Source organism: Bradyrhizobium sp. CCGUVB14, from assembly GCF_024199935.1.
In the GTDB taxonomy this organism is placed as follows: Bacteria; Pseudomonadota; Alphaproteobacteria; order Rhizobiales; family Xanthobacteraceae; genus Bradyrhizobium.
The window spans coordinates 2,440,305-2,460,613 of sequence record NZ_JANADS010000001.1 but is presented as its reverse complement, the minus strand read 5'-3'; the positions used below and the strand labels follow the sequence as shown (position 1 = coordinate 2,460,613).

Sequence of the window (20,309 nt, the reverse complement as noted above, 5' to 3'; positions counted from 1 at the left end):
GCGCCCTCGCAAGGCCGCGGTCAACGTCCTCCACTTCTGTTCTTGGTTATCATCGGCCGCATCGCTCACGATGGCGGCGGCGGGGACGATACCTCGATTAGCGGGCGTGAGATGTAGCGCAGAATACAGATGCGTATGCGCAGGCCGCAGCCGTCAGACCTCGAGCCATTCCTGCCGTACGGCGGCATTGGCCTTGAGCTCGTCCGGCGTGCCTTCGAACACCACGCGGCCGTGCCCCATGATGTAGACACGCTTGGAGATGCGCATCGCGATCGACAGTTTCTGCTCGACGAGGAGGATGGCGACGCCAGCTTGCGCGATTCGCGCGATGAGATCGCCGACCTGTTGGACGATCAGCGGCGCGAGGCCTTCGGTGGGCTCGTCGATCATGATCAGGTCCGGATCGCCCATCAGCGTCCGGCACGTCGTGAGCATCTGCTTTTCGCCGCCGGACAACACGCCCGCGGCCGTATCGGCACGCGCGGCGAGATTGGGGAACATGTCGAGCATGTCCTGAAGCCGCCATTTGCCGGGGCGGCGCGTGTCCTTGATGCCGAGCAGCAGGTTCTGGCGCACCGTCAGGCTCGGAAAGATATCGCGATGCTCGGGCACATAGCCGAGGCCGAGATGCGCGATCTTGTAGCTGGGCAGGCCGGCGATGTCCTTGCCCTTGAAGCGGATCGTGCCTTGCGGGGCGACCTCGCCCATGATCGCCTTGACCGTGGTGGAGCGGCCGACGCCGTTGCGCCCCAGCAGGCTGACGACCTCGCCGGCGCCGACGTCGAGATCGACACCCTGAAGAATGTGGCTCTTGCCGTAATAGGCGTGGAGATCCCGGACCTCGAGCATCAGTGCGCTTCCTCGCCGAGATAGGCTTCCTTGACCTTCGGATCGCGCCGGATCTCTTCCGGCGTGCCCGAGGCGATGATGTGGCCGTAAACCAGCACCGAGATGCGGTCGGCGAGACCGAACACGACGCTCATGTCGTGCTCGACGATCACCAGCGTCTTGCCCTCGGTCAACCGCCGGATCAGCGCCACGGCACGTTCGGTCTCCGCGTTGCTCATGCCCGCGGTCGGCTCGTCCAGCATGACGACGGTGGCGCCGCTCGCGATGGTGATGCCGATCTCCAGCTCGCGCTGCTCGGCATAGGTCAGAAGACCCGCCGGCACGTCGCGCCGGTGCATCAGATGAATGTCGTCGAGGATCTGCGCCGTGCGCTCGCGTACCTCGGGCAGGCTGTCGACGTTCTTCCAGAACGCGTAGCGATGTCCCGTCGCCCACAGCACCGCGCAGCGCACGTTCTCCCAAACCGACATGCGCGCGAACACGTTGGTGACCTGGAACGAGCGCGACAGGCCACGACGGTTGATCTCGAATGGCCGCAGGCCGGAGATCAGGTCGCCATTCAGCTTCACCTCGCCCGAGGTCGGCGCGATGTGACCGCTGATCAGGTTGAACGTGGTGGATTTGCCGGCGCCGTTCGGCCCGATGATGGCGTGACGCTCACCCTTGGCGACGCTCAGATTGAGGTCACGGATGATGCCGACATTGCCGAAGCGCTTCTCGACGGCGCGGACTTCGATGGCTGCGCTCTTTTCAGATACCGCTCCGCTCATGCGAGATACCCCCGGTCACGAGCAACCGTGGCAGCCCGGTCCCACGCCTCCGCGATCCGCCGCCAGGTCAACCGCGCGACGAACGCGCCGCCGACAACGAGAACCACGGCCGTCATCCACGTCACCGGCGACGTCGGGTTGAAGGCAATGCCGAACAAATTGATCGCGTCGCCGCCGGAGAAGCGTGCGACGGTTTCGATGATCAGGATTACACCGCAGGCCAGTGCGACCGTCGGCACGATCGCGACGAGGTAGGACGGGATCACCGTCCACAGCGTCCCGGCGCGGATCAGCGGCCGATGCATCATCAACAGGCCGGCAATGCCACCCGGCGCATACATCACGATGCCGATGAAGATGATGCCGAAATAGAGCTGCCAGGCCGTAGTGAGGTTGGTCAACCCGAGTTGAAGATAAGTCACCAGGATCGCACCCAGGATCGGGCCGAAGAAAAACGCGGTGCCGCCGATGAAGGTCGAGAACAGCACGAGGCCGGACTGGATCGCGCCGAGATAGGCGGAATTCGCGATCTCGAAATTGATCGCGGCCAGTCCTCCGGCGATGCCGGCGAAGAAGCCGGCAAAGCAGAAGGCGATGTAGCGGACGACGTGCGGATCGTAGCCGATGAACTGGACGCGCTCCGGATTGTCGCGGACGGCGTTGCAGATCCGCCCGAGCGGCGTCCGCGTCAGCGCGTACATCGCAATCGCCGACAGCACCAGCCAGAACGCGATGAGATAGTAGACCTGAAGCTGCGGCCCGAACGACCAGCCGAGCATTTTCGGCAGCGCGGTGCGGTCCGTGGTGATGCCGGACTCGCCGCCGAACACCGACCGCAGGATCAGCGACGAGGACGCCACCAGTTCGCCGATGCCGAGCGAGATCATCGCAAACACCGTGCCGGCGCGCTTGGTCATGACCCAGCCGATGATGATCGCAAACACGAGGCCACCGAAGCCGCCGAACAGCGGAATGAACGGCAGCGGGATCGGCCAGCCATGCGAGACCACCGCATTCATCATGTGGCAGGCCGCGAAGCCGCCGAGGCCGTAGTGAACGGCGTGGCCGAACGACAGCAGGCCGGTCTGGCCGAGCAGGATGTTGTAGGACAGCGCGAACACGATCGCGATGCCGATCAGGCTGAAGGATGTCAGCGAGCCGCCCGATGAGAAGATCATCGGCAGGACGATCAGCGCGATGATGCCGATCAGCCAGACGCCGTAGAAGCGCAGGCTTCCGCCGACGGGCTTGGCCGCAACCTTCGATGCCGAAGTGGTCGCTGTGGTCATGATTCGCGCGTCCCCATCAGGCCCATGGGGCGAACGATCAGAATGAGCACCAACAGCATATAGGGAACGATCGGCGCGACCTGGGCGATCGTGACGTTCCAGATGTCGGTGAGGACGGACGGTCCCGTCGACGGGTCGAGCGGCCCGAAGGCACTCGCCAGCGAGCCATCGAGCGCCACCGCGAACGTCTGCACCAGTCCGATGACGAGCGACGCGATGAAGGCACCCGGCAAGGAGCCGAGGCCTCCGAACACGATGACCACGAACAGGATGGGCCCGAGCGAAGCCGCCATGTCGGACTGGGTCACCAAGGCGGGACCTGCAATGACGCCGGCAAGGGCGGCCAGCGCGCTGCCGACCCCGAACACCGCCATGAAGACGCGCCCGACATTGTGGCCGAGATGCCCGACCATGTGCGGATGCGTCAGCGCTGCCTGCACGATGAGGCCGACGCGGGTGCGTTTGAGCACGATTAGCAGCGCCACGAAGATGATGACCGACACCGCCAGCATGAAGATCTTGTAGGCGGGATAGTTGGTCGAGAAGATCGTGAAGGCCGGAAAGTCCAGCAGGGCCGGTACGCGGTAGTCGAGCGGGCTCTTGCCCCAGATCATCGAGACGATCTCTTCGATCGCGAAAGCGAGGCCAAACGTCAGCAAGAGCTCGGCGACATGGCCGTGCTTGTGGGTGTTGCGCAGGCCGTAGCGCTCCACCACCATGCCGATTGCGCCCACCAGAAGCGGCGCCAGCACCAGCGCCGGCCAGAAGCCGATCCACTTCGTAAGCTGGAAGCCGAAGAAGGCGCCGAGCATGTAGAAGCTGGCATGGGCGAAGTTGAGCACGCCCATCATGCTGAAGATGACGGTCAGCCCGCTCGACAGCAGGAAGAGCAGCATGCCGAACAGCACACCGTTCAGGGTCGAAATGACAATGAGTTCAAGCACAGCGCACTCATGGATATCCGGGGCCTGATGGCCCCGGTGAACATCGCCTAATCAAAAATCGTCCGGCTGCCGTCACCCCGCGGCCCATGATGGTCGCGGGACGACGACAGGCTGCGTGATTACGGCCGCACCATCTTGCAGGTCGTGGAGACCATGGCCTGCGGCGTGTCGATCTTCGACACCAGATGCCAACCCCAACCGGTGCTCTCCTCGTCGAACGGCTCGCTCTCGGTCAGCTTGCCGAAGGAGGAGATGTAGATCGGCTGCAAGAACTGGTGGTCGTCCTTGCGCATGATGCCCTGGCCACCGTCCAGCACCTCGAACTTCAGGTCCTCGAGCGCCGCCGCCACCTTCACGGGGTCGATCGAATTGGCCTTCTCGGCCGCGGCCTTGAACATGCGCATCTCGTTGACCGCACGCGGATACCACAGCGACAGATTGACCTTGGCGCGGAACGCCTTCTCGTAGTCCATCGCGGCCTTGTTACCGGAGTTGGCGAAGCCTTCGGTGATCTGGAAGACCTGCCCATCGAGACCGGTCTGCTTGATCGCGGTCGGACCACCGGCGCCGCCGGCATAATAGGTGTACCAGTTGACCTTCAGACCGGCATCGGCCGCGGCTTTGAGCAGCAGTGCGAAATCCTGGCCCCAATTGCCGGTAACGACGCTGTCGGCGCCGGACGCCTTGATCTTGGCGATGTAGGGCGAGAAGTCCGTGACCTTCAGCAGCGGATGCAGCTCGTCGCCGACGATCTGGACGTCAGGCCGCTTGGCTCCGAGCATCTTGCGCGCATCGGTACGCACCGACTGGCCGAACGAATAGTCCTGGTTGATCAGGTACACCTTCTTGATGGAGGCGGTGTCCTTCATGTAGTTCGTCAGCGCTTCCATCTTGATGTCGGAGCTCGCATCCCAGCGGAAATGCCAATAGCTGCACTTCTCGTTGGTCAGGCTCGGATCGACGGCGGCGTAGTTGAAGTACAGAACTTCCTTGCCGGGATTGCGCGAATTGTTCTTGGTGACGAAGTCAGTCAGCGCCGCGCCGACCGACGACCCGTTGCCTTGCGTGATGTAGTGAACCCCGGCGTCGATCGCCTTCTGGGCCTGCACCAGGCTCTCCTGCGGATTGGTCTTGTTGTCGAGCGGGATGATCTCGATCTTGTGGCCGAGGATGCCGCCCTTGGCGTTGAGCTCGTCGGCCAGATACTGGAAGGTCTTCAGACCACCCTCGCCGACGCTGGCGCCGCCGCCGGAGAGCGGATCGATGTAGCCGATCTTGAGCGTGTCCTCAGCCGACGCTGCATGACCGAGCATCGGGGCGATCACGGCAATGGCCAAAGTGAGCTTGCGCATAATGTGTTTCCTCGCTGGCTATCGACTTTAGTCGATGGGCTCTTTTGCGCATGTTGCAGCGCAATTTCAGCCCTCTTATGAGCAGAACGAACTTTGCTTTTCAAGCGCAACAGGACATGGCTCGGGCCGCCGCTATGAAATGTGATGCGGCTGTCCGGCCGGCCCTCAGCATTCCGCGACAAGGAATAGAACGCAAGCAGGAACTTGCGGGCGGGAACGTTGCTCCGGACGAAGCTGCGCCTCGTCAGGCGGTCAGACGCCGAGCGCCTTGCGATTGAATGTCCGCAGGAAGCGCAGCGACAGCGTCCGCACGTTCGCGACATTCAGCAGCCAGGCTGCGGCCACATAGGCAAGGCCACCCGCAACGCTCACGATGATCAGCGCCACGATACCGGCGCCGTTGACCTGTAACCGCGCGACAAGGATGGCGCCTGCCATTGCCGCAGCCGACGCGGCGACGCCGGCGAGCCGGTTGACATCGAACGGCACGGGATGGGCGCGGTGCATCAGCACGACGGCGACGACGAAGCCGATCGCCTCGGTTGCGAGCGTCGCCAGCGCGGCGCCGTAGATGCCGTAGCCCGCGACCAGCGCGAACATCAGCACCACGCTCACGGCCAGCGTGAGGAACGACTGTGCCGCCAGCATGAAGGGCCGCTCGGCGAGCTGGAAGCTGAGCTGGACGTAGAACTGATTGGCGATGCCGAAGAAGCGGGCGAGCACCAATGTCGGCAGCAGCGCGGACACGCCGGCGCGAAAATCGACACCGACGAGCGTGCCGGCGACCTGGTCGGCGGCGAGCGCAAGCCAGACTGCGACGGGTGCTACGACGACGAGCAGCAGTTCGAGGCTCTCGGTCAACCGCTCCCGCGTCGTGTCATTGTTCTTTTCCGACAGCGAGCGGAACACCATCGGCACGGTGGCCGCGGCAACGCTGGTGGCGATCATGACCATGAACTGACGCGGCAGATCGGCAGCGACGCCGAAAATGCCGGCGGAGTCCTTGCCGAGCAGATAGGCGACGATGAGCCGGTCGCTGGCCGAGTAAACTGCGACTGACAGTCCGGCCAGCGTCAACGGCAGGCCGTAGCGCGCGAGCTGCATGAACTGGCTGCGCGAAAAGCTCGCCATCCTGGCGCGGTCGCTGACGAGATTGAGGATGACGCCGGTGAGCGAGCCGAGGCCAATTGCCGCGAGCAGGCCCATGCCACCCCAGCCGAGCCAGATCCCGAGCAGGCCGAATCCGATGCTCGACAGGCTGCGCACCATCGATATCGCCGCGAACCGGAAAGGCCGGAATTTGGCGCGTTCGAACTCCTGGCCGACGTCGAAGGCATTCGACATGATCGCGACGAACATGCTGGCGAGCACCAGCTCGACACCGACGTCGTTGCGGAACAGGAACACCAGCGGGGTCGCCGCGCACATGGCCGCGACCGTCAGCGCGAAGCCGACCATCGCCGTGGCACGAAAATCCACCTCCGCCGACATCGCCTGATAGCGCGACACCGACAGCTTGATCCAGGCAAAGAAGATCGCGCCCAGAATGCCCGCGATGCTCATGCCGACGACGTAGACGCCATACTCCGCCGGCGTCAGCAGCCGCGTGTAGGCGGTGACCGCGAAGAATCCCACCGCCGCGGACAGGATGTAGCTGGCGAGGTAAATGGAGAAATGGCGGTTCAGCATGGATGCACGGGACTGGCGGCCTTGAAATGCAGTGGCCGTTGATCAGTTGGACCTTGGCGTGGCGATCAAAGGCTTGGCGGTCGGACCGCGCCGCAGCATCTCCCAAGATAGTCATTTAAGTCTGCAAATCGGCCGCCGAACGGGGGCGGTCCCACCGCTTTCGCGCGTTAGCGTTAAATTTGCCCTGTCCTTGAACGGGCCGCCGCGATCACCGAAAAGAAACCATGATTTCAGGTCGCCGCCCGACCTTTGGTTAATGCGTGGACGTGACTAAGATGGACGTTGTCGAGCGTTTGCGAGCAAATCCGGCCTCCCTGCCCCATGGCGGGACGGATGCGTCCCTGGTCCCGGCGTCCCCCGCGGACGGCGGCGAGCGGATGACGCTCAATCTGTTCTTCGAGGAGCGTGACGACCGCTGGTTTCCGGGCGACCGCCACGTCCGGCCGTTGCTGCGGCGGATGCTGCTCGGAAAATCCTGGATCAGCGGCCAGCGCCGCGTGTTCCTCAATCTCTGCGCCGGGCTCGACCGGGTCGGCATTCCCTATCGCGTCAACGACTACAGCTACATCCAGAAGCATCCGGAGGAGCTCGCCTGCATCCTCGGGCGCCCGTTCGTGCTCGACTGGTTCGCGTGGAGGAACCCGCTCCTGCTCGGGGTCGTCATGTACAACCATCCCGTGGACGTCCCCGCGCATCACCAGGACCTGCTGACCCAAACCATCCTGGTGCCCTGCGACTGGTATGCGGAGATGTGCCGGCCATACTGGCCGCATATCGAAGTATGGCCGGTCGGCATCGACACCGATTTGTGGACGCCAACGCCGGCCGCGCAGAAGAGCGTCGACGTGCTGCTTTACGACAAGGTGCGCTGGGAACACGGGCGCTATGAGAGCGAGCTGATCGACCCGATCCGCCGGCATCTCGAGGCGAGCGGCCGCTCGGTCGAAGTGATCCGCTACGGCCATTACAAGGAAGACGACTACAAGGCGGCACTGGCGCGCTGCCGCAGCATGGTCTTTCTTTGCGAGCACGAGAGCCAGGGCATCGCCTGCCAGCAGGCACTGTCGAGCGGCGTGCCCGTGTTCGCGTGGAATCGCGGCGGACCGTGGCAGGATCCGGATTATTTCCCGGACAGGGTGAGATATGAAGGCGGCGTGTCCTCCGTGCCCTATTTCGACGCATGCTGCGGCCGCACGTTCGTCGACGCGAACGGCTTCGTCTCGGGCTGGAGCGACTTCTGGTCGCAGGTCAGCGCGAGCGACTTTGCACCTCGCGATTATGTGATGGACAAACTGACGCTCGAAAAAGGCGCGCTTCACTATTACGCCATCGCCGAAGCCGTGATGCAGCACCGGGCGCGCTGAGACGACCGTCCGCAAAAGTTAACCCAACAACGGGAAATCACGGCGTCACAAGGCGCCGCTTGGTACATTGGCGCGTTGGTTCCGAAAGGACGGCCGCCACGTGACGAAGCTCGACAGACGCGAATTTCTCCTCGGCAGCGCCGCAACGCTCGCGGCGGGCGCATCTGCATCCGCACTTCCGGTGTCGAAACTTGCGCAACGCCGTCCGGGTTTTGGCGCCGCCGCCACGCTCTGGGACCTGCAGGCCGATCCGCGGCTCGGCGAGGCCATCAGCACCTATTGCACGCAGGTGGTGCCGGTGCTCGAACTGAAATGGCCGATGCTGCGGCCGGACGCGCACACCTTCGCCTTCGAGCGCGCCGACGCCATCTATGATTTCGCGCAGAAGAACGACCTGACCATGCGCGGCCATACGCTCGCCTGGTATCACGACATTCCCGACTGGACCAAGCAGATCAAGGATTCGAAGGGCGTCGAGCGCGCCTATGTCGATCACATCAACACCGTCGTGTCCTATTACAAGGACAAGCTGACCTCGTGGGACGTCGTCAACGAGCCGATCCCCGACAATCCCAAAGGCATCACCGACCAGCGCGACACGTTCTGGACGCAGCATCTCGGCGATCGCTGGATTCCGCTCGCCTTCCGCACGGCGGCCGCGGCTGATCCCTACGTCAAGCTCGCGATCAACGAATACGACATCGAGTCGGCGAAGGATTCGTTCATCGCCAAGCGCGCGGCCTACCGCAACCTCATCATGAGTCTGCTCGACCAGGGCGTGCCGCTGCACGCCGTCGGCCTGCAATCGCATCTGCATGCCGAGCTCGAGATCGACACCCACGGGCTCGCCGAGTTCGTGACCGAGCTCCGCGCGTGGGGCCTCGAGGTCTACGTCACCGAGCTCGACGTCAACGACGAGAAGCTGACGGGTAGTCCTTCGGAGCGCGATGCCATCGTTGCCAAGCGCGTTAACGATCTCCTGACGGCGATCTCTGCCAGCGGGCCGGCGCGCTCGATACTGACCTGGGGCATTTCCGACCGCTACAGCTGGATCAACGGCCTGGTCAAGCGCCCCGACAAGCAGCCGAACCGCCCGCTGCCACTCGATGGCGAGTTCAAGCCGAAGCCCTTCATGGACGTCATCAGCAAGTTCACGAAGGATGTGTGAGAAGGACGTGCGAGAGGACGTGTCAGTCCTGGCGCGGGACCGCATCTAGCCATCCGACGGCAGCCCCTGCGCGATGCCGCGAAAGCGCAGCGGCGCGAGCGACGACGCCCGCTGCCACCAGTCGGCGACGCGATCGTCGAGCGCCGTCACGCCGCGGCCATGGCCGGGAAAGATCCGGATCTGCTGCACCGCTTCGGCCTCGAATCCCTTGCCCTTGCGCGTGATCTTGAGCGCGGCACCTTCGCGGTCCCGCTGCGTCAGCGGCACCAGCAGGCGGCCGCGGGGCCGGAGCGATTGAAGCCAGAGCGGATGCGGATGCGAGAAGCCGGCATGGACGATGATGACGTCAGCCGTCTCGCCGATTTCCCGGCAGCCGTCGCCGTTGATGACCTCGACATTCCGGTAGGCGCGAAGATAGGCCGCGGCGCGCGCCGCGAGCCGCTCATCGCACTCGATGGCCTGCACCCTGCCCTTCGGGCCCACGATCTCCGACAGGATCGCGGAGAAATAGCCGAGCCCGCAACCGATCTGGACCACGCGGTCCTTCTGTCCAACGTCGAGCAGATCGATAAAGTGCGCCCACAGGCTCGGCAGTCCGGTGTCGAGCTTGCGGCGCGCATCGATCGCGACCAGCACATTGTCGTAGAGATGAACGGGGTCGGCGTCAGGCGTCAGCCGGTAGTTGCGCGCCGCCTCGCTCTTGATGCGCCAGGGCCCCTTCGCCAGAAACTCTTCACGCGGAATCGTCGCCAGCGCCGAGAGCAGGCGCGGCGAGGATATCCGCTCGCGCTTCGCAATCAGTTCGACATAGCGCGCACGGGCGGCGAGCAGATCGCTCATTTCACCGGATCGGCCTGCGGACGAGCCGGCGTGTCTCCACCGAGCTCGTGCACGAGCTGCATGGCCAGCTTCAGGTCCGGCGTCAAAAACCCCTCGTTGAACCTGCCGACGATCGGCACCAGCAAAAGGCTTGCATGTTCGCGCTTGCCGGCCTCGTGCGACAGCCGCGCGAGGCTCACGGCGGTTCTGAGCTCCCAGGACAGCGCGCCCTGCTTGCGCGCCGTCTCGAGCGACAGGCCAAACAGATCCTCCGCCTCCTGCACCGAGGCCGGATTGCCGTCCGACAGGGTGATCTCGCCCTGCAGGCGATAGACCTCGGCAAGGTAGGAGTGGTCGCCGGTCCGCCGTGCGGTCGCGAGCGCACCGTCCAGCGCGCGCAAGGCGGCGTCGCGCATGCCGACCTTGGCATAGGCCTCCGCGAGCAGGCAGCGGAACCAGCAGCCGGCAAGCCAGGAATCCATCGCCTCGTATTCGTCGAGGCCGAACCGCATCTGGCTGATGCCCTCGTCGGCCTCGCCGAGTTGCGCCAGCGCCCAGCCGCGCAGGATCGCGGCCTGCTGCTTCCAGTGCAGGAAATTGTGCTCGGTGGCGATGATCATGGCGCGGTTGGCGTGATCGCGCGTACCCTCGATGTCGCGCAAATGCTGGCAGAGATAAGCGCCGAACACCAAGGCGAAGGCGAGCGAGAACGGATGGCGGATCTTCTCCGCAAGCAGGATCGCCTGCTCGCTGTGCTGGCGCGCCGCATCGGGCTGGCCGAGGAACCAGAGGAGATAGCCGAGATAGGACAGCGAGACCACGCCGGGATCGGTGCCGTGACGCTCCATCAGGTCGGAGTGCAGATCGGGGCTGTAGAGATCGATGCAGCGGTGCAGATGATGCTGCGCGGCTGCGAAGCGCCCGCGATAGAGCATGGTCATCGCGATCGAGCGGTGCGCCTCGATCAGATAGCCGGTCTGCTGCGCAGCGTCCTCGTTCACCCGCTCGCGCTTGGCGAATTTCAGCAGCTCGACGCTGAGATCGTGCGCACGGGTGAGATCGGCGCGGATGAAATGGCAGACCCAGAGCCCGCGGGTCGCGGCAAAGGTCTTTTCGTCATCGTCCAGCTGCTGGCCGAGTTCGAGGGCGCGGATGTAGTTCTCCTCGACCTCCTGCACGGCATAGCCCTTGGCGGCGATCAGCGCGTTGCCGAGCGCGATCCGCAGCTCGAGCTCCATCTCGTCGGCGCCCTGCATGCGCGCATTGGCCTGCACGACGCTCAAGCCGCGGCGCAGATGGCCGATCGCCTCGAGATTGGCGCCACTCTTCGCCGCCTGCTTGCCGGCCTTGAGCCAGAAGCTCGCCGCGCCCTCGCTCTGGCCGGACTCGGTCAGATGATGGGCGAGCAGCTCCGGCTCGCGCTCGGTCTTCTCCGGATACATCTCGGCAAGCACCTGCACGATGCTCGCATGCAGCTTGCGTCGCTCGCTATGCAACAGGCTGGCATGCGCCGCGTTCTGGATCATCACATGCTTGAAGGAGTAGAGCGCATCCGGCGGATGGCCGCGCCGCGTGATCAGGCCGGCCTCCTCGAGATGCGTCAGCGCCGCCTCGATCTGCTCCGCCGGCGTGTTGGCGACCGCATGCAGCGTCTCGTAGGAGAACTCGCGGCCGATCGTGGCGCCGATCTGCGCGATCCGCTTGAACGGCCCCATCCGGTCGAGACGCGCCATCAGCGAGTCCGTCAGCGTCGCCGGAATCGCGAGCTGCCGCCACGGGCCCGACAGCACGTAGCGGCCATGCCGCTCGGTCAGGAGGTTGGATTCGAGAACCGTCTTGGTCAGCTCCTCCAGGAACAGCGGCACGCCGTCGGTCTTGACGATGATCTCCTCGACGACCTCCTTGGGCAATTCGCGCCCGGCGACGCGCTCGACCAGCGTGGTGCGCAGCGGCCGGCTGAGCCGGTTCAGCACCAGCGTGGTGATGTGCGAATGCGCGTTCCAGCTCGGCTGGAATTCGGAGCGCGCGGTGATGATGGCCAGGATCGGCTGGTTCTGCACCCGGTCGACCAGGAGGTCGACCACCTCGCGCGAGGTCGGATCGATCCAATGCAGATCCTCGAAGGCCATCACCATCGGCATCTCGCGCGCGAGGCCGAGGAAGTGGTTGACCAGCGCTGCGACGGTGGCGTCCTTCTGCTGTTGCGGCGACAAGTCGAGCGGCGGATAGCGCTCGCCGGTCGGGATCGACAGCAGCGCGGCAAACAGCGGCGTGACCTGCTCGATATCGCCGTGGGCGGCGGCAATCGCATTCTCCAGGCTCGCCAGCGACAGCGCGGACACATCCTCGCGATCGAGGCCGAGAGAAAACTTGAGCTGTTCGACGAAGGGATAAAAAGCGGTCGACGTGTAATAGGGCGAGCACTGGAACGAGACCTGTCCGTGGCGGTCGCCTGCGATCCGCTCAAAGATCTCCTGGATGATGCGCGACTTGCCGATGCCGGGCTCGCCGAACTTGACGACGACCTGGCCGTCGCCCTCCTTGACCTGCTGCCAGCGTCCCATCAGCAGCGCGATTTCCTCCTCGCGGTTGACGAGCGGGGTCAGCCGCGTGCCCATGGCGGCCGCGAAGCGGGTCTCCACCCGCGTGGCGCGCACAACGTGCCAAGCCTGGGTCTTGTCCGAGATGCCCTTCAGCGCATGGGCGCCGAGATTGCGGTAATCGAACTTCCCCTTCAGCAACGACTGCGTCGAGGAGGAGATGACCACGCCGTTGGGCGGCGCCAGCGCCTGCAGACGTGCGGCCAGATTGACGGTCTCGCCGACCGCGGAATCACGCTCTTCGGTGCCCTGACCGACGAGATCGCCGACCACGACGAGGCCGGTCGCGATGCCGATACGGACGGCGGGCGCGTGGCTGAGCGCGCCGCGCGGCTCGATCGCGCGCGCCGTCGAGAGCACCCGCACGATCTCGAGCCCGGCACGCACCGAGCGCTCGGCGTCGTCCTCATGCGCAGTCGGGTAGCCGAAATAGACCAGAATGCCGTCGCCGACGAAGCGGGCGGCAAAGCCCTCGTAATGCTTGACCACGCGCACGCAGGTCTCGCGAAAGCTCGCGATCATGTCGCGCACGTCTTCCGGATCGAACTGGGCGGAGAGCGCGGTGGAATCCACCATGTCGCAGAACATGGTGGTGAGCTGACGGCGCTCGGCGCCGACCTCGGCACGGGTCTGCGGGTGCGCCGGCGCGGCCGGCACCTCCGCCGCCTCTGCCTGGAACAGCGACGCGGTCGCCCGCTGCAGCCGCTTGCGATCGCCGAGCGGCAATCCGAGCTCGGCAAGATCAGCCTCGGTCAGGTCGCCCATGACGTCGAGATCGAGGCGGTGCTGCGCGAACAGATCGGTGTAGTGGCCGAGACCGATCCCTTCGAGCCAACGCTTCAATCCGACTTCCGTCTCCGGCTCTTTCTCCAGCATGGTGATCCCGCCCCGACACTCTCCCCGCCGAAGGGCTTAAGGTCCCTCAACCACAGATTTTGGGGCCAAAACTTCACCTCAGACTGGACGCGTTCCCTAACTCTTGGGAAGAATAGCCCAATCAGATCAAAAGGGAATGGCATTGTCGGCGATTGCATCCGGGGCGGGAGGGGGATCGGCCAGCGCGGGCGCCGAAACCGATACGTTTGCCCATATCGGCGGCCTACTCGCCTTCTACGCGCGAACGATACCGGCAGCCCCCGCCCTGCTCGCCCCTGGCCGGCCGCCTCTGACCTACGGAGCGCTCGGCGCCGGGATCGCGCATCTCGTCCAAACGCTGCGCGGGCTCGGCATTGCACCTGGCGACCGGATTGCTGTTGCACTGCCGCGCGGCGCCGACAGCGCCCTCGCTCTGATCGCGGTCGCATCAAGCTGTGCCTGCGTCCCCGTCAACCCGGACCTGACGGCGGATGAACTGCAGCGCTATTTCAGCGAGCTGAAGCTGACGGCACTGGTCACCCGGACCGATATGAACTCACCAAGTCGTGACGTCGCCCGGGCGCTCGATATCGCGGTGATCGACTTCATCCCAGGACCCGAGGCGGATCTCGGCGGCTGCGAGTTCACCGGCCCGACGATCGGTCCGGCGAGCGCAAGCGGCCTCGCGCGTGCCGAGGATGATGCCTTTATCCTGCTGACATCAGGTACGGCGGCGCGGCCGAAAATGGTGCCGCTGACGCATCGCAATGTGTGTCTCTCTGCGCAAAATGCCGGCCGCGTGCTGTCGCTCACATCGCAGGATCGCCTGCTCAATGCCCTGCCGCTGTTTCATGCCCATGGCCTGATCTCTGGCCTCCTGACCGCGCTCGCAGCCGGCTCCAGCGTGATCGCGACCGGCGGCTTCGACGCACCGTCCTTCTTCGGCTGGATGCGGGACCTGCAACCGACCTGGTACACGGCGGTGCCGACCATTCATCGCGCGCTGCTGACGGCCGCGGAAGCCAATCCGGAGCGCGCCCGCGCGTCGTCGCTGCGCGTGATCCGCTCGGCCTCGTCCTCGCTTGCGCCCGCGATCCTCAACGGGCTGGAGACGATGTTCGGCGTGCCCGTGCTGGAAACCTACGGCATGACCGAAGCGGCCTCGCAGATTGCTGCCAATCCGTTCGAGCTGCGCAAGATCGGATCGGTCGGCCGCGCCGCGGGTCCCGAGATCGCGATCATGGACGAGAGGGGCCGCGCGCTTGCAAGCGGCGAGCGTGGCGAGATCATGCTGCGCGGAGCCAACATGAGCCGCGGCTATTATAATGACGAGGCCGCGACGCAGGCCGCGTTTCGCAACGGCTGGTTCCGGACCGGCGATCTCGGCTATCTCGATGCCGACGGCTATCTCTTCATCGTCGGCCGCATCAAGGACGTCATCAACCGCGGTGGCCAGAAGGTCTCGCCGCTGGAGGTGGAAGAGGTGCTGCTGGCCCATCCGGCGGTGCTGGAAGCCGGCGTCTTCGCCGTTCCCCACCCCAAGCTCGGCGAGAACGTCGCCGCCGTCGTGGTGCTGCGCGACAATTCCGAGGCAACCTCCGACCAGCTGCGCCAGTTCGCGCGCAAACGTCTCGCCGCCTACAAGGTGCCAAGCCTGATCCGCAGCGTGACGGCGCTGCCGAAGGGGGCCAGCGGCAAGGTCAAGCGCAATGCGCTGGCCGAGCTGATTTCGCCGTCTCATGATGACGACGAGACGCAGCTGCCGCGCAACGATCTGGAGACCCGGCTCGCGGAGATCTGGGCCAATCTTTTGGAGCTTCCGAGACTAGGCGTCGATCAAGATGTCTTTGCGCTCGGCGCGGACTCGCTCGCGGTCACGCAGATGCGCTCGCGCCTGCGCGAGCGTTTCAACGTCGACTTTTCGTTCGAGGACATTTTTGATTGCGCCACGGTCGGCGCACTTGCCGCGCGGCTCGAGACCACGGCGCATCGCGACACGATGCTGCCGGCATGGCGCCCGGAGATGTCCGAAGGCGACGCGCCGCTGTCGTTCCAGCAGCAGCGGATGTATGTGCTCTCGCGGCTCGATCCGACGCGCTACAATTATAACGTGGTCGAAGTCGCCCTGCTCAAGGGGCAGGTCGATATCGCGGCGCTTCAGGCGAGCCTCGCCGCGATCTGCGCGCGCCACGAGGCGCTGCGCTCGGTCTTCGTCGAACGCGAGGGCGAGCCCGCGCAGCGCGCGCTCGAGGCGGCGCCGCAGTTCGAACGGATCAAGCTGAGACCCTGCCCTCCGCACCGACGGCTTGCGGTCGTCAGGCGCGAGGCGCTCAAGCTGGCGCAATATCCGTTCGATCTCGCCTTCGAGCCGCCGCTGAAGGTCACTCTGCTCTCGTTCGACAAGTCCAGCCATGCGCTGGTGGTCAATATCCATCACCTCGTCACCGATGGCTGGTCACAGCGGCTGTTCTGGGAGGCGCTCGCCGCCGGATATTCCGCCGCGCGCAAGGAGGACACGACGACGCTGCTGCCCTCGCCCGGCTTCCAATATCGCGATTTTGCGCGCTGGCAGCAGAGCTGGGCACAGACACCGGCGGCGAAGGAGCAGCTCGACTACTGGCGGTCGAAGCTCGACGGCGTCACCATGCTGCCGCTGCGGACCGACCGGCCGCGGCCGGACGTCTGGAGCGGTCACGGCGCCCGGCACTATTTCGAATTCTCAAAGACGCTTTCGGCTGACATTCGCGCGCTGAGCCAGGACCAGGGTGTGACGCCGTTCATGACGCTGCTCGCGGTGTTCCAGTGCCTGCTGTTCCGCCATACCGGCCACGAGGATGTCGCGACGGGCTCTCTGATCGCGAACCGCAATCAGATCGAAAGCGAACGGCTGATCGGGTTGTTTGCCAACACGCTGATCCTGCGCAACGATTTCGGCGGCGATCCGACGTTCGGGGAGATGCTGCGGCGGGTGCGCCAGGTCACGCTCGATGCCTATCGCAACCAGGACCTTCCGATCGAGGAGGTCCTGCGCGCGTTGCAGATCGCGCGAAGGAGCGACGGCAATCCGCTGTTCCGGATCATGTTCATCCTCCAGAACGCATCGATCGAGGCGGCAAGCTTTGCCGGCCTGTCGACGCGCCGGTTGGAGGTCGACCCGAAGGTCGCGCGCTTCGACATCACGCTCGAGCTGGTCGAGGCCGAGGGTCGCTTCACCGGCTTCTTCGAGTACGCCACCGATCTGTTCGACGCGCTGACGATCGAGGGCATGGCCGATCAGTTCAAGACGCTGCTCAAGGCCGCCATCGCCAATCCCGAGCAGCGCATCTCGCGCCTGCCGCTGCTCACCGACGCCGACCGCCGGCTGCTGCCGACAAAAGGCCGGCCGGCCAATTTCACCACGCGCGGCAATGTCTGCGAACGCTTCGAGCGGCAGGCGAAGAAGACGCCGAATACCCTGGCGATATCCGACGGACGCCCGTCGCTGAGCTATCGCGAACTGGCGCGCCGCAGCCAGGCGATCGCACGCTGGCTTGCCCGCGAGGGCGTCGGCGCAGAGACAGTCGTCGCGCTGCTGGCCGATCGCGGGCCCGACCTGCTCGCGGCGATGATCGCGGTGCAACGCGTGGGCGCGGCCTTCCTGAACCTCGATCCCGAGCAGCCACCGGCGAGGCTCGCAACGATCCTCGGATCAAGCTGCGCAAGTGTGCTGCTGACGGGGCGCGCGCAGTCCGCCATGGTCGACGCGCTGCTCGAGCCGCTGGTCGCGCGAATCCAGGTCGCCGAGATCGAGGATGCGAGCGCGCTGGAATCGACCAGGCCGGCCCGCGCGGCGCGGCGCGCAGCCACGAGCCTTGCCTACCTCATCTACACGTCCGGCTCATCAGGCGCACCGAAGGGCGTCATGATCGAGCAGCGCGGGCTGTCCAACCATCTGGCGTCGCTGATCGCCGAGCTCGGCCTCACGCGCAAAGACGTGATCGCGCAGACTGCGCCGCAGAGCTTTGTGATCTCGGTCTGGCAGTTCCTCGCCGCTCCCATGGTCGGCGCACGCGTCCACGTCTGCGGCAATTCGGTCGTACAGGATCCGATCCTGCTGGCGCGGGAGATCGAACGCGAGGGTATCACCGTGCTCGAGATCGTTCCCTCGCTGCTCCGCGTGATCCTCGAACGCCTCGACGAGGCGCCGATGGCGCGCGCGTTTGCGAAGCTGCGGCTCCTGATCTCGACCGGCGAGCCGCTGCCGGTCGAACTCTGCCGCGCCTGGTTCGCCCGCTGCCCGAAGGTACCGCTGATCAACGCCTACGGCGCCTCGGAATGTTCCGACGACGTCTCGCTGCACCGGCTGACCAAGGCGCCGGCCACGACGACGACCAATGTCCCGGTCGGCGCACCGCTACCCAACACCCAGCTCCATGTGCTCGACGCCAACCTGGAGCCGCAGCCGATCGGCGTGGTCGGCGAGCTCTGCATCGGCGGCGCCGGCGTCGGCCGCGGCTATGTCAACGATCCCGCGCAAAGTCGGCAGCGCTTCATCCCCGATCCATTCGCACGTCAGCAAGGCGCACGGCTGTACCGCACCGGCGACCTCGCCCGCCGCCGCGCCGACGGGACGGTCGAATGCCTCGGTCGCGCCGACCTTCAGGTCAAGGTCCGGGGCTATCGCATCGAGCTCAAGGAGATCGAGGCTGCGCTTGGCGACCACGCGAGCGTGCGCGCCGGCATCGTCGAACCACGCCGCGACGCCAATGGCGATATCAGGCTGATCGCCCATGTCGTCGCCAGGGCCGACCGCCAGATCAGCGCCAGCGAGCTGCGCGACTTCCTCAAGAGCCGGCTGCCTGTTCATGCGATCCCGTCAGCCTTCCTGTTCCTGGATCAGGTACCGCTCAACGCCCACGGCAAGCTCGATCGCTCCGCCCTGCTGGCGCCGGCGCAACAGGAGAGCGCCGGGACGGAAGCCACCGTGCCGGCCCGCCGCTTCACCGAGAAGGTGCTGTCCGACATCTGGATCGATCTGCTGAAGGTCGGGAGCATCAGTGTTACCGACAATTTCTTCGACCTCGGCGGCCATTCCCTGCTCGCCGGCCAGGCGATGGCGCGCGTGGCCCGCGCGCTCGGGGTCTCGCTGCCGATCAAGACCATCTTCGAGGCGCCGACGATCGAAGAGCTCGCCCGGCGGGTCGATGAGGCCGTCGCCACGAAACCGCAAAAGCCCGCGGCCGGCGTGCCACGCCTGGCCGATCGCGGACCGCCCACGCTGTCGATCGCGCAGGACCAGATGATGCGGATCGAGCAGAGCCTGCCCGATCTGCCGCTGTTCAACCTGCCCTTCGCTTTCCACCTCGAGGGCCCGATCGATCCGCGCATACTGGCGCAGGCCGTCGACGACATCGTGCGCCGCCACGAATCGCTGCGCACGGCGTTCGGCTGGACCGGCGAGGAGCCGGTCAGCCGCATCGTCGCGCCGGCCACGCTCGGTCCGGTCCTGACCGTCGAGACCATCGGCGACGGGCGTCCTCACAATAACAAGCGCCGCAAGGCGCTTGAGCAGAAGAAGATCGAGCTTCTGATCGCACAGGAAACCTATGCCCAGGTCGACGCCGCCCGGGCGCCGCTGCTACGGGCGCGGCTGCTGCGGCTGCACGCCGAGGATCACATCCTGCTGCTGACGCTGCATCACGCCATCGCCGATGGCTGGTCGATCGGCGTGCTGTTCGAGGAATTGTCCAACCGCTACGCCGCGCTCGCAGGCCATCCGTCGCCGCCCCTGCCGAAGATGCCGCTGGCGTTCTCCGACGTCGCACGCTGGCAGCGCTGGTGGTGCGGCACGGAAGCGGCCCGCCGACAGGCCGCCGACTGGACCGAGACTTTGCGCGGATCGGCCCCCCTGTTTGACGGCGAAGCGCGGCCGGGCGCGTCGACGGGCCATCATCCGCTCAGTCTGGAGCCCGACCTGGTCGCCCGGCTCACGGCCTATGCGCGACAGCACAACGCCACGCTGTTCATGTGCCTGCTGACCGGCCTCAAGGCCCTGCTGCTGGCGCGAACCGGACGGACGGACATTGCGGTCGCCACCGCCATGGCCAATCGCGCCCAGCCGGACACCGAGGGGATCGTGGGTCCGTTCGAAAACACGGTGATCGTCCGCAGCCGAATCACGCCGGATCTGTCGTTCACGCAGGCCTTGGGCCGGGTGCGCCACGGCGTGCTGGAGGCGCATGCCCGGCAGGAGCTGCCGTTCAACATTCTGGCCGACCACCTGGAGCAGGAGGGCGTCGATCCGGCATCGCTGCTCCAGGTCTATTTCACTCTGCAAAATCCGCTGCGCCAGCCGCTCGACCTGCCCAATGTCGCGGTGCGATCGATCGGAAACGTCGCGCGCGAGGGGCAGCCCGTGCTCCCGGTCGACCAGACCTGGCTATCGCTGATGCTCAAGGAGCGCCCGACCGGAATCACAGGTTCGTGCAATTATAAGGACGACTTGCTCGACGGCGCGATGGTCGGCGCGTGGATGGAGGATCTCGTCGCGCTGCTGGCGGCGGCCGTGGTCCAGCCCAATACGCCGCTCGACCGATTGCTCCATCGCCGGGCGGCGTGACCGGCTGTTGGC

At 65.5% G+C, this 20,309-nt stretch carries 11 protein-coding genes; 3 read left to right on the top strand and 8 right to left on the bottom strand.

Annotated elements, in window-relative coordinates:
• Positions 1 to 153 precede the first annotated feature (153 nt).
• The 6 genes from NLM32_RS11355 to NLM32_RS11330 all read right to left on the bottom strand — a co-directional run bounded on the left by NLM32_RS11355 (position 154) and on the right by NLM32_RS11330 (position 6,893).
• Positions 154 to 849, bottom strand: a complete 696-nt coding sequence (locus NLM32_RS11355; RefSeq protein ID WP_234685767.1) for an ABC transporter ATP-binding protein — start codon at positions 847 to 849, stop codon at positions 154 to 156.
• Entirely contained in the window at positions 849 to 1,619 is a 771-nt protein-coding gene (locus NLM32_RS11350; RefSeq protein ID WP_254129061.1) for an ABC transporter ATP-binding protein, read from the bottom strand. Before NLM32_RS11350 ends, NLM32_RS11355 begins: the two co-directional genes overlap by 1 nt.
• Positions 1,616 to 2,908 carry a branched-chain amino acid ABC transporter permease gene (locus NLM32_RS11345; protein ID WP_254129060.1) on the bottom strand — a complete coding sequence of 431 codons (1,293 nt, stop codon included), beginning with the start codon at positions 2,906 to 2,908 and terminating at the stop codon, positions 1,616 to 1,618. The genes NLM32_RS11350 and NLM32_RS11345 overlap by 4 nt, the downstream gene beginning before the upstream one ends.
• The gene (locus NLM32_RS11340) at positions 2,905 to 3,852 is read right to left on the bottom strand and encodes a branched-chain amino acid ABC transporter permease (protein ID WP_254129059.1); all 948 of its coding nucleotides are present in this window, start codon (positions 3,850 to 3,852) and stop codon (positions 2,905 to 2,907) included. Before NLM32_RS11340 ends, NLM32_RS11345 begins: the two co-directional genes overlap by 4 nt.
• A gap of 119 nt (positions 3,853 to 3,971) precedes the next feature.
• Complete coding sequence (locus tag NLM32_RS11335; protein ID WP_254129058.1) at positions 3,972 to 5,204, bottom strand: branched-chain amino acid ABC transporter substrate-binding protein; 1,233 nt, start codon at positions 5,202 to 5,204, stop codon at positions 3,972 to 3,974.
• A 252-nt stretch (positions 5,205 to 5,456) separates the two neighbouring features.
• On the bottom strand, positions 5,457 to 6,893 hold the full coding sequence (locus NLM32_RS11330; protein WP_254129057.1) for a lipopolysaccharide biosynthesis protein: 1,437 nt from the start codon (positions 6,891 to 6,893) through the stop codon (positions 5,457 to 5,459).
• A gap of 275 nt (positions 6,894 to 7,168) precedes the next feature.
• Between NLM32_RS11330 and NLM32_RS11325 the strand changes: the two genes are divergently transcribed.
• Together NLM32_RS11325 and NLM32_RS11320 are read left to right on the top strand one after the other, a co-directional pair.
• Positions 7,169 to 8,257, top strand: coding sequence for a glycosyltransferase family 1 protein (locus NLM32_RS11325; protein ID WP_254129056.1), 1,089 nt, complete (start codon positions 7,169 to 7,171; stop codon positions 8,255 to 8,257).
• Between the two features lie 100 nt (positions 8,258 to 8,357).
• On the top strand, positions 8,358 to 9,425 hold the full coding sequence (locus NLM32_RS11320) for an endo-1,4-beta-xylanase (RefSeq protein ID WP_254129055.1): 1,068 nt from the start codon (positions 8,358 to 8,360) through the stop codon (positions 9,423 to 9,425).
• Positions 9,426 to 9,470: 45 nt separating this feature from the next.
• Here NLM32_RS11320 and NLM32_RS11315 read toward each other — a convergent pair whose 3' ends face one another.
• Together NLM32_RS11315 and NLM32_RS11310 are read right to left on the bottom strand one after the other, a co-directional pair.
• Positions 9,471 to 10,265, bottom strand: a complete 795-nt coding sequence (locus NLM32_RS11315) for a protein-L-isoaspartate O-methyltransferase (RefSeq protein ID WP_254129054.1) — start codon at positions 10,263 to 10,265, stop codon at positions 9,471 to 9,473.
• A complete protein-coding gene (locus NLM32_RS11310) occupies positions 10,262 to 13,720 on the bottom strand; it encodes an AAA family ATPase (RefSeq protein WP_254129053.1) in 3,459 nt (1,152 codons plus the stop codon). Before NLM32_RS11310 ends, NLM32_RS11315 begins: the two co-directional genes overlap by 4 nt.
• 136 nt (positions 13,721 to 13,856) lie before the next feature.
• Here NLM32_RS11310 and NLM32_RS11305 point away from each other — a divergent pair, with 136 nt between their 5' ends.
• Positions 13,857 to 20,297: a non-ribosomal peptide synthetase gene (locus NLM32_RS11305; protein WP_254129052.1), complete on the top strand. Its 6,441-nt coding sequence runs from the start codon at positions 13,857 to 13,859 to the stop codon at positions 20,295 to 20,297.
• Positions 20,298 to 20,309: the final 12 nt, after the last annotated feature.

Bases quoted from the DNA above. Each gene is read 5' to 3' on its own strand.
- NLM32_RS11330 (WP_254129057.1), bottom strand. From the start codon at position 6,893: ATGCTGAACCGCCATTTCTCCATTTACCTCGCCAGCTACATCCTGTCC.
- NLM32_RS11310 (WP_254129053.1), bottom strand. From the start codon at position 13,720: ATGCTGGAGAAAGAGCCGGAGACGGAAGTCGGATTGAAGCGTTGGCTC.
- NLM32_RS11325 (WP_254129056.1), top strand. From the start codon at position 7,169: ATGGACGTTGTCGAGCGTTTGCGAGCAAATCCGGCCTCCCTGCCCCAT.
- NLM32_RS11355 (WP_234685767.1), bottom strand. From the start codon at position 849: ATGCTCGAGGTCCGGGATCTCCACGCCTATTACGGCAAGAGCCACATT.
- NLM32_RS11305 (WP_254129052.1), top strand. From the start codon at position 13,857: ATGGCATTGTCGGCGATTGCATCCGGGGCGGGAGGGGGATCGGCCAGC.
- NLM32_RS11345 (WP_254129060.1), bottom strand. From the start codon at position 2,908: ATGACCACAGCGACCACTTCGGCATCGAAGGTTGCGGCCAAGCCCGTC.
- NLM32_RS11315 (WP_254129054.1), bottom strand. From the start codon at position 10,265: ATGAGCGATCTGCTCGCCGCCCGTGCGCGCTATGTCGAACTGATTGCG.
- NLM32_RS11335 (WP_254129058.1), bottom strand. From the start codon at position 5,204: ATGCGCAAGCTCACTTTGGCCATTGCCGTGATCGCCCCGATGCTCGGT.
- NLM32_RS11350 (WP_254129061.1), bottom strand. From the start codon at position 1,619: ATGAGCGGAGCGGTATCTGAAAAGAGCGCAGCCATCGAAGTCCGCGCC.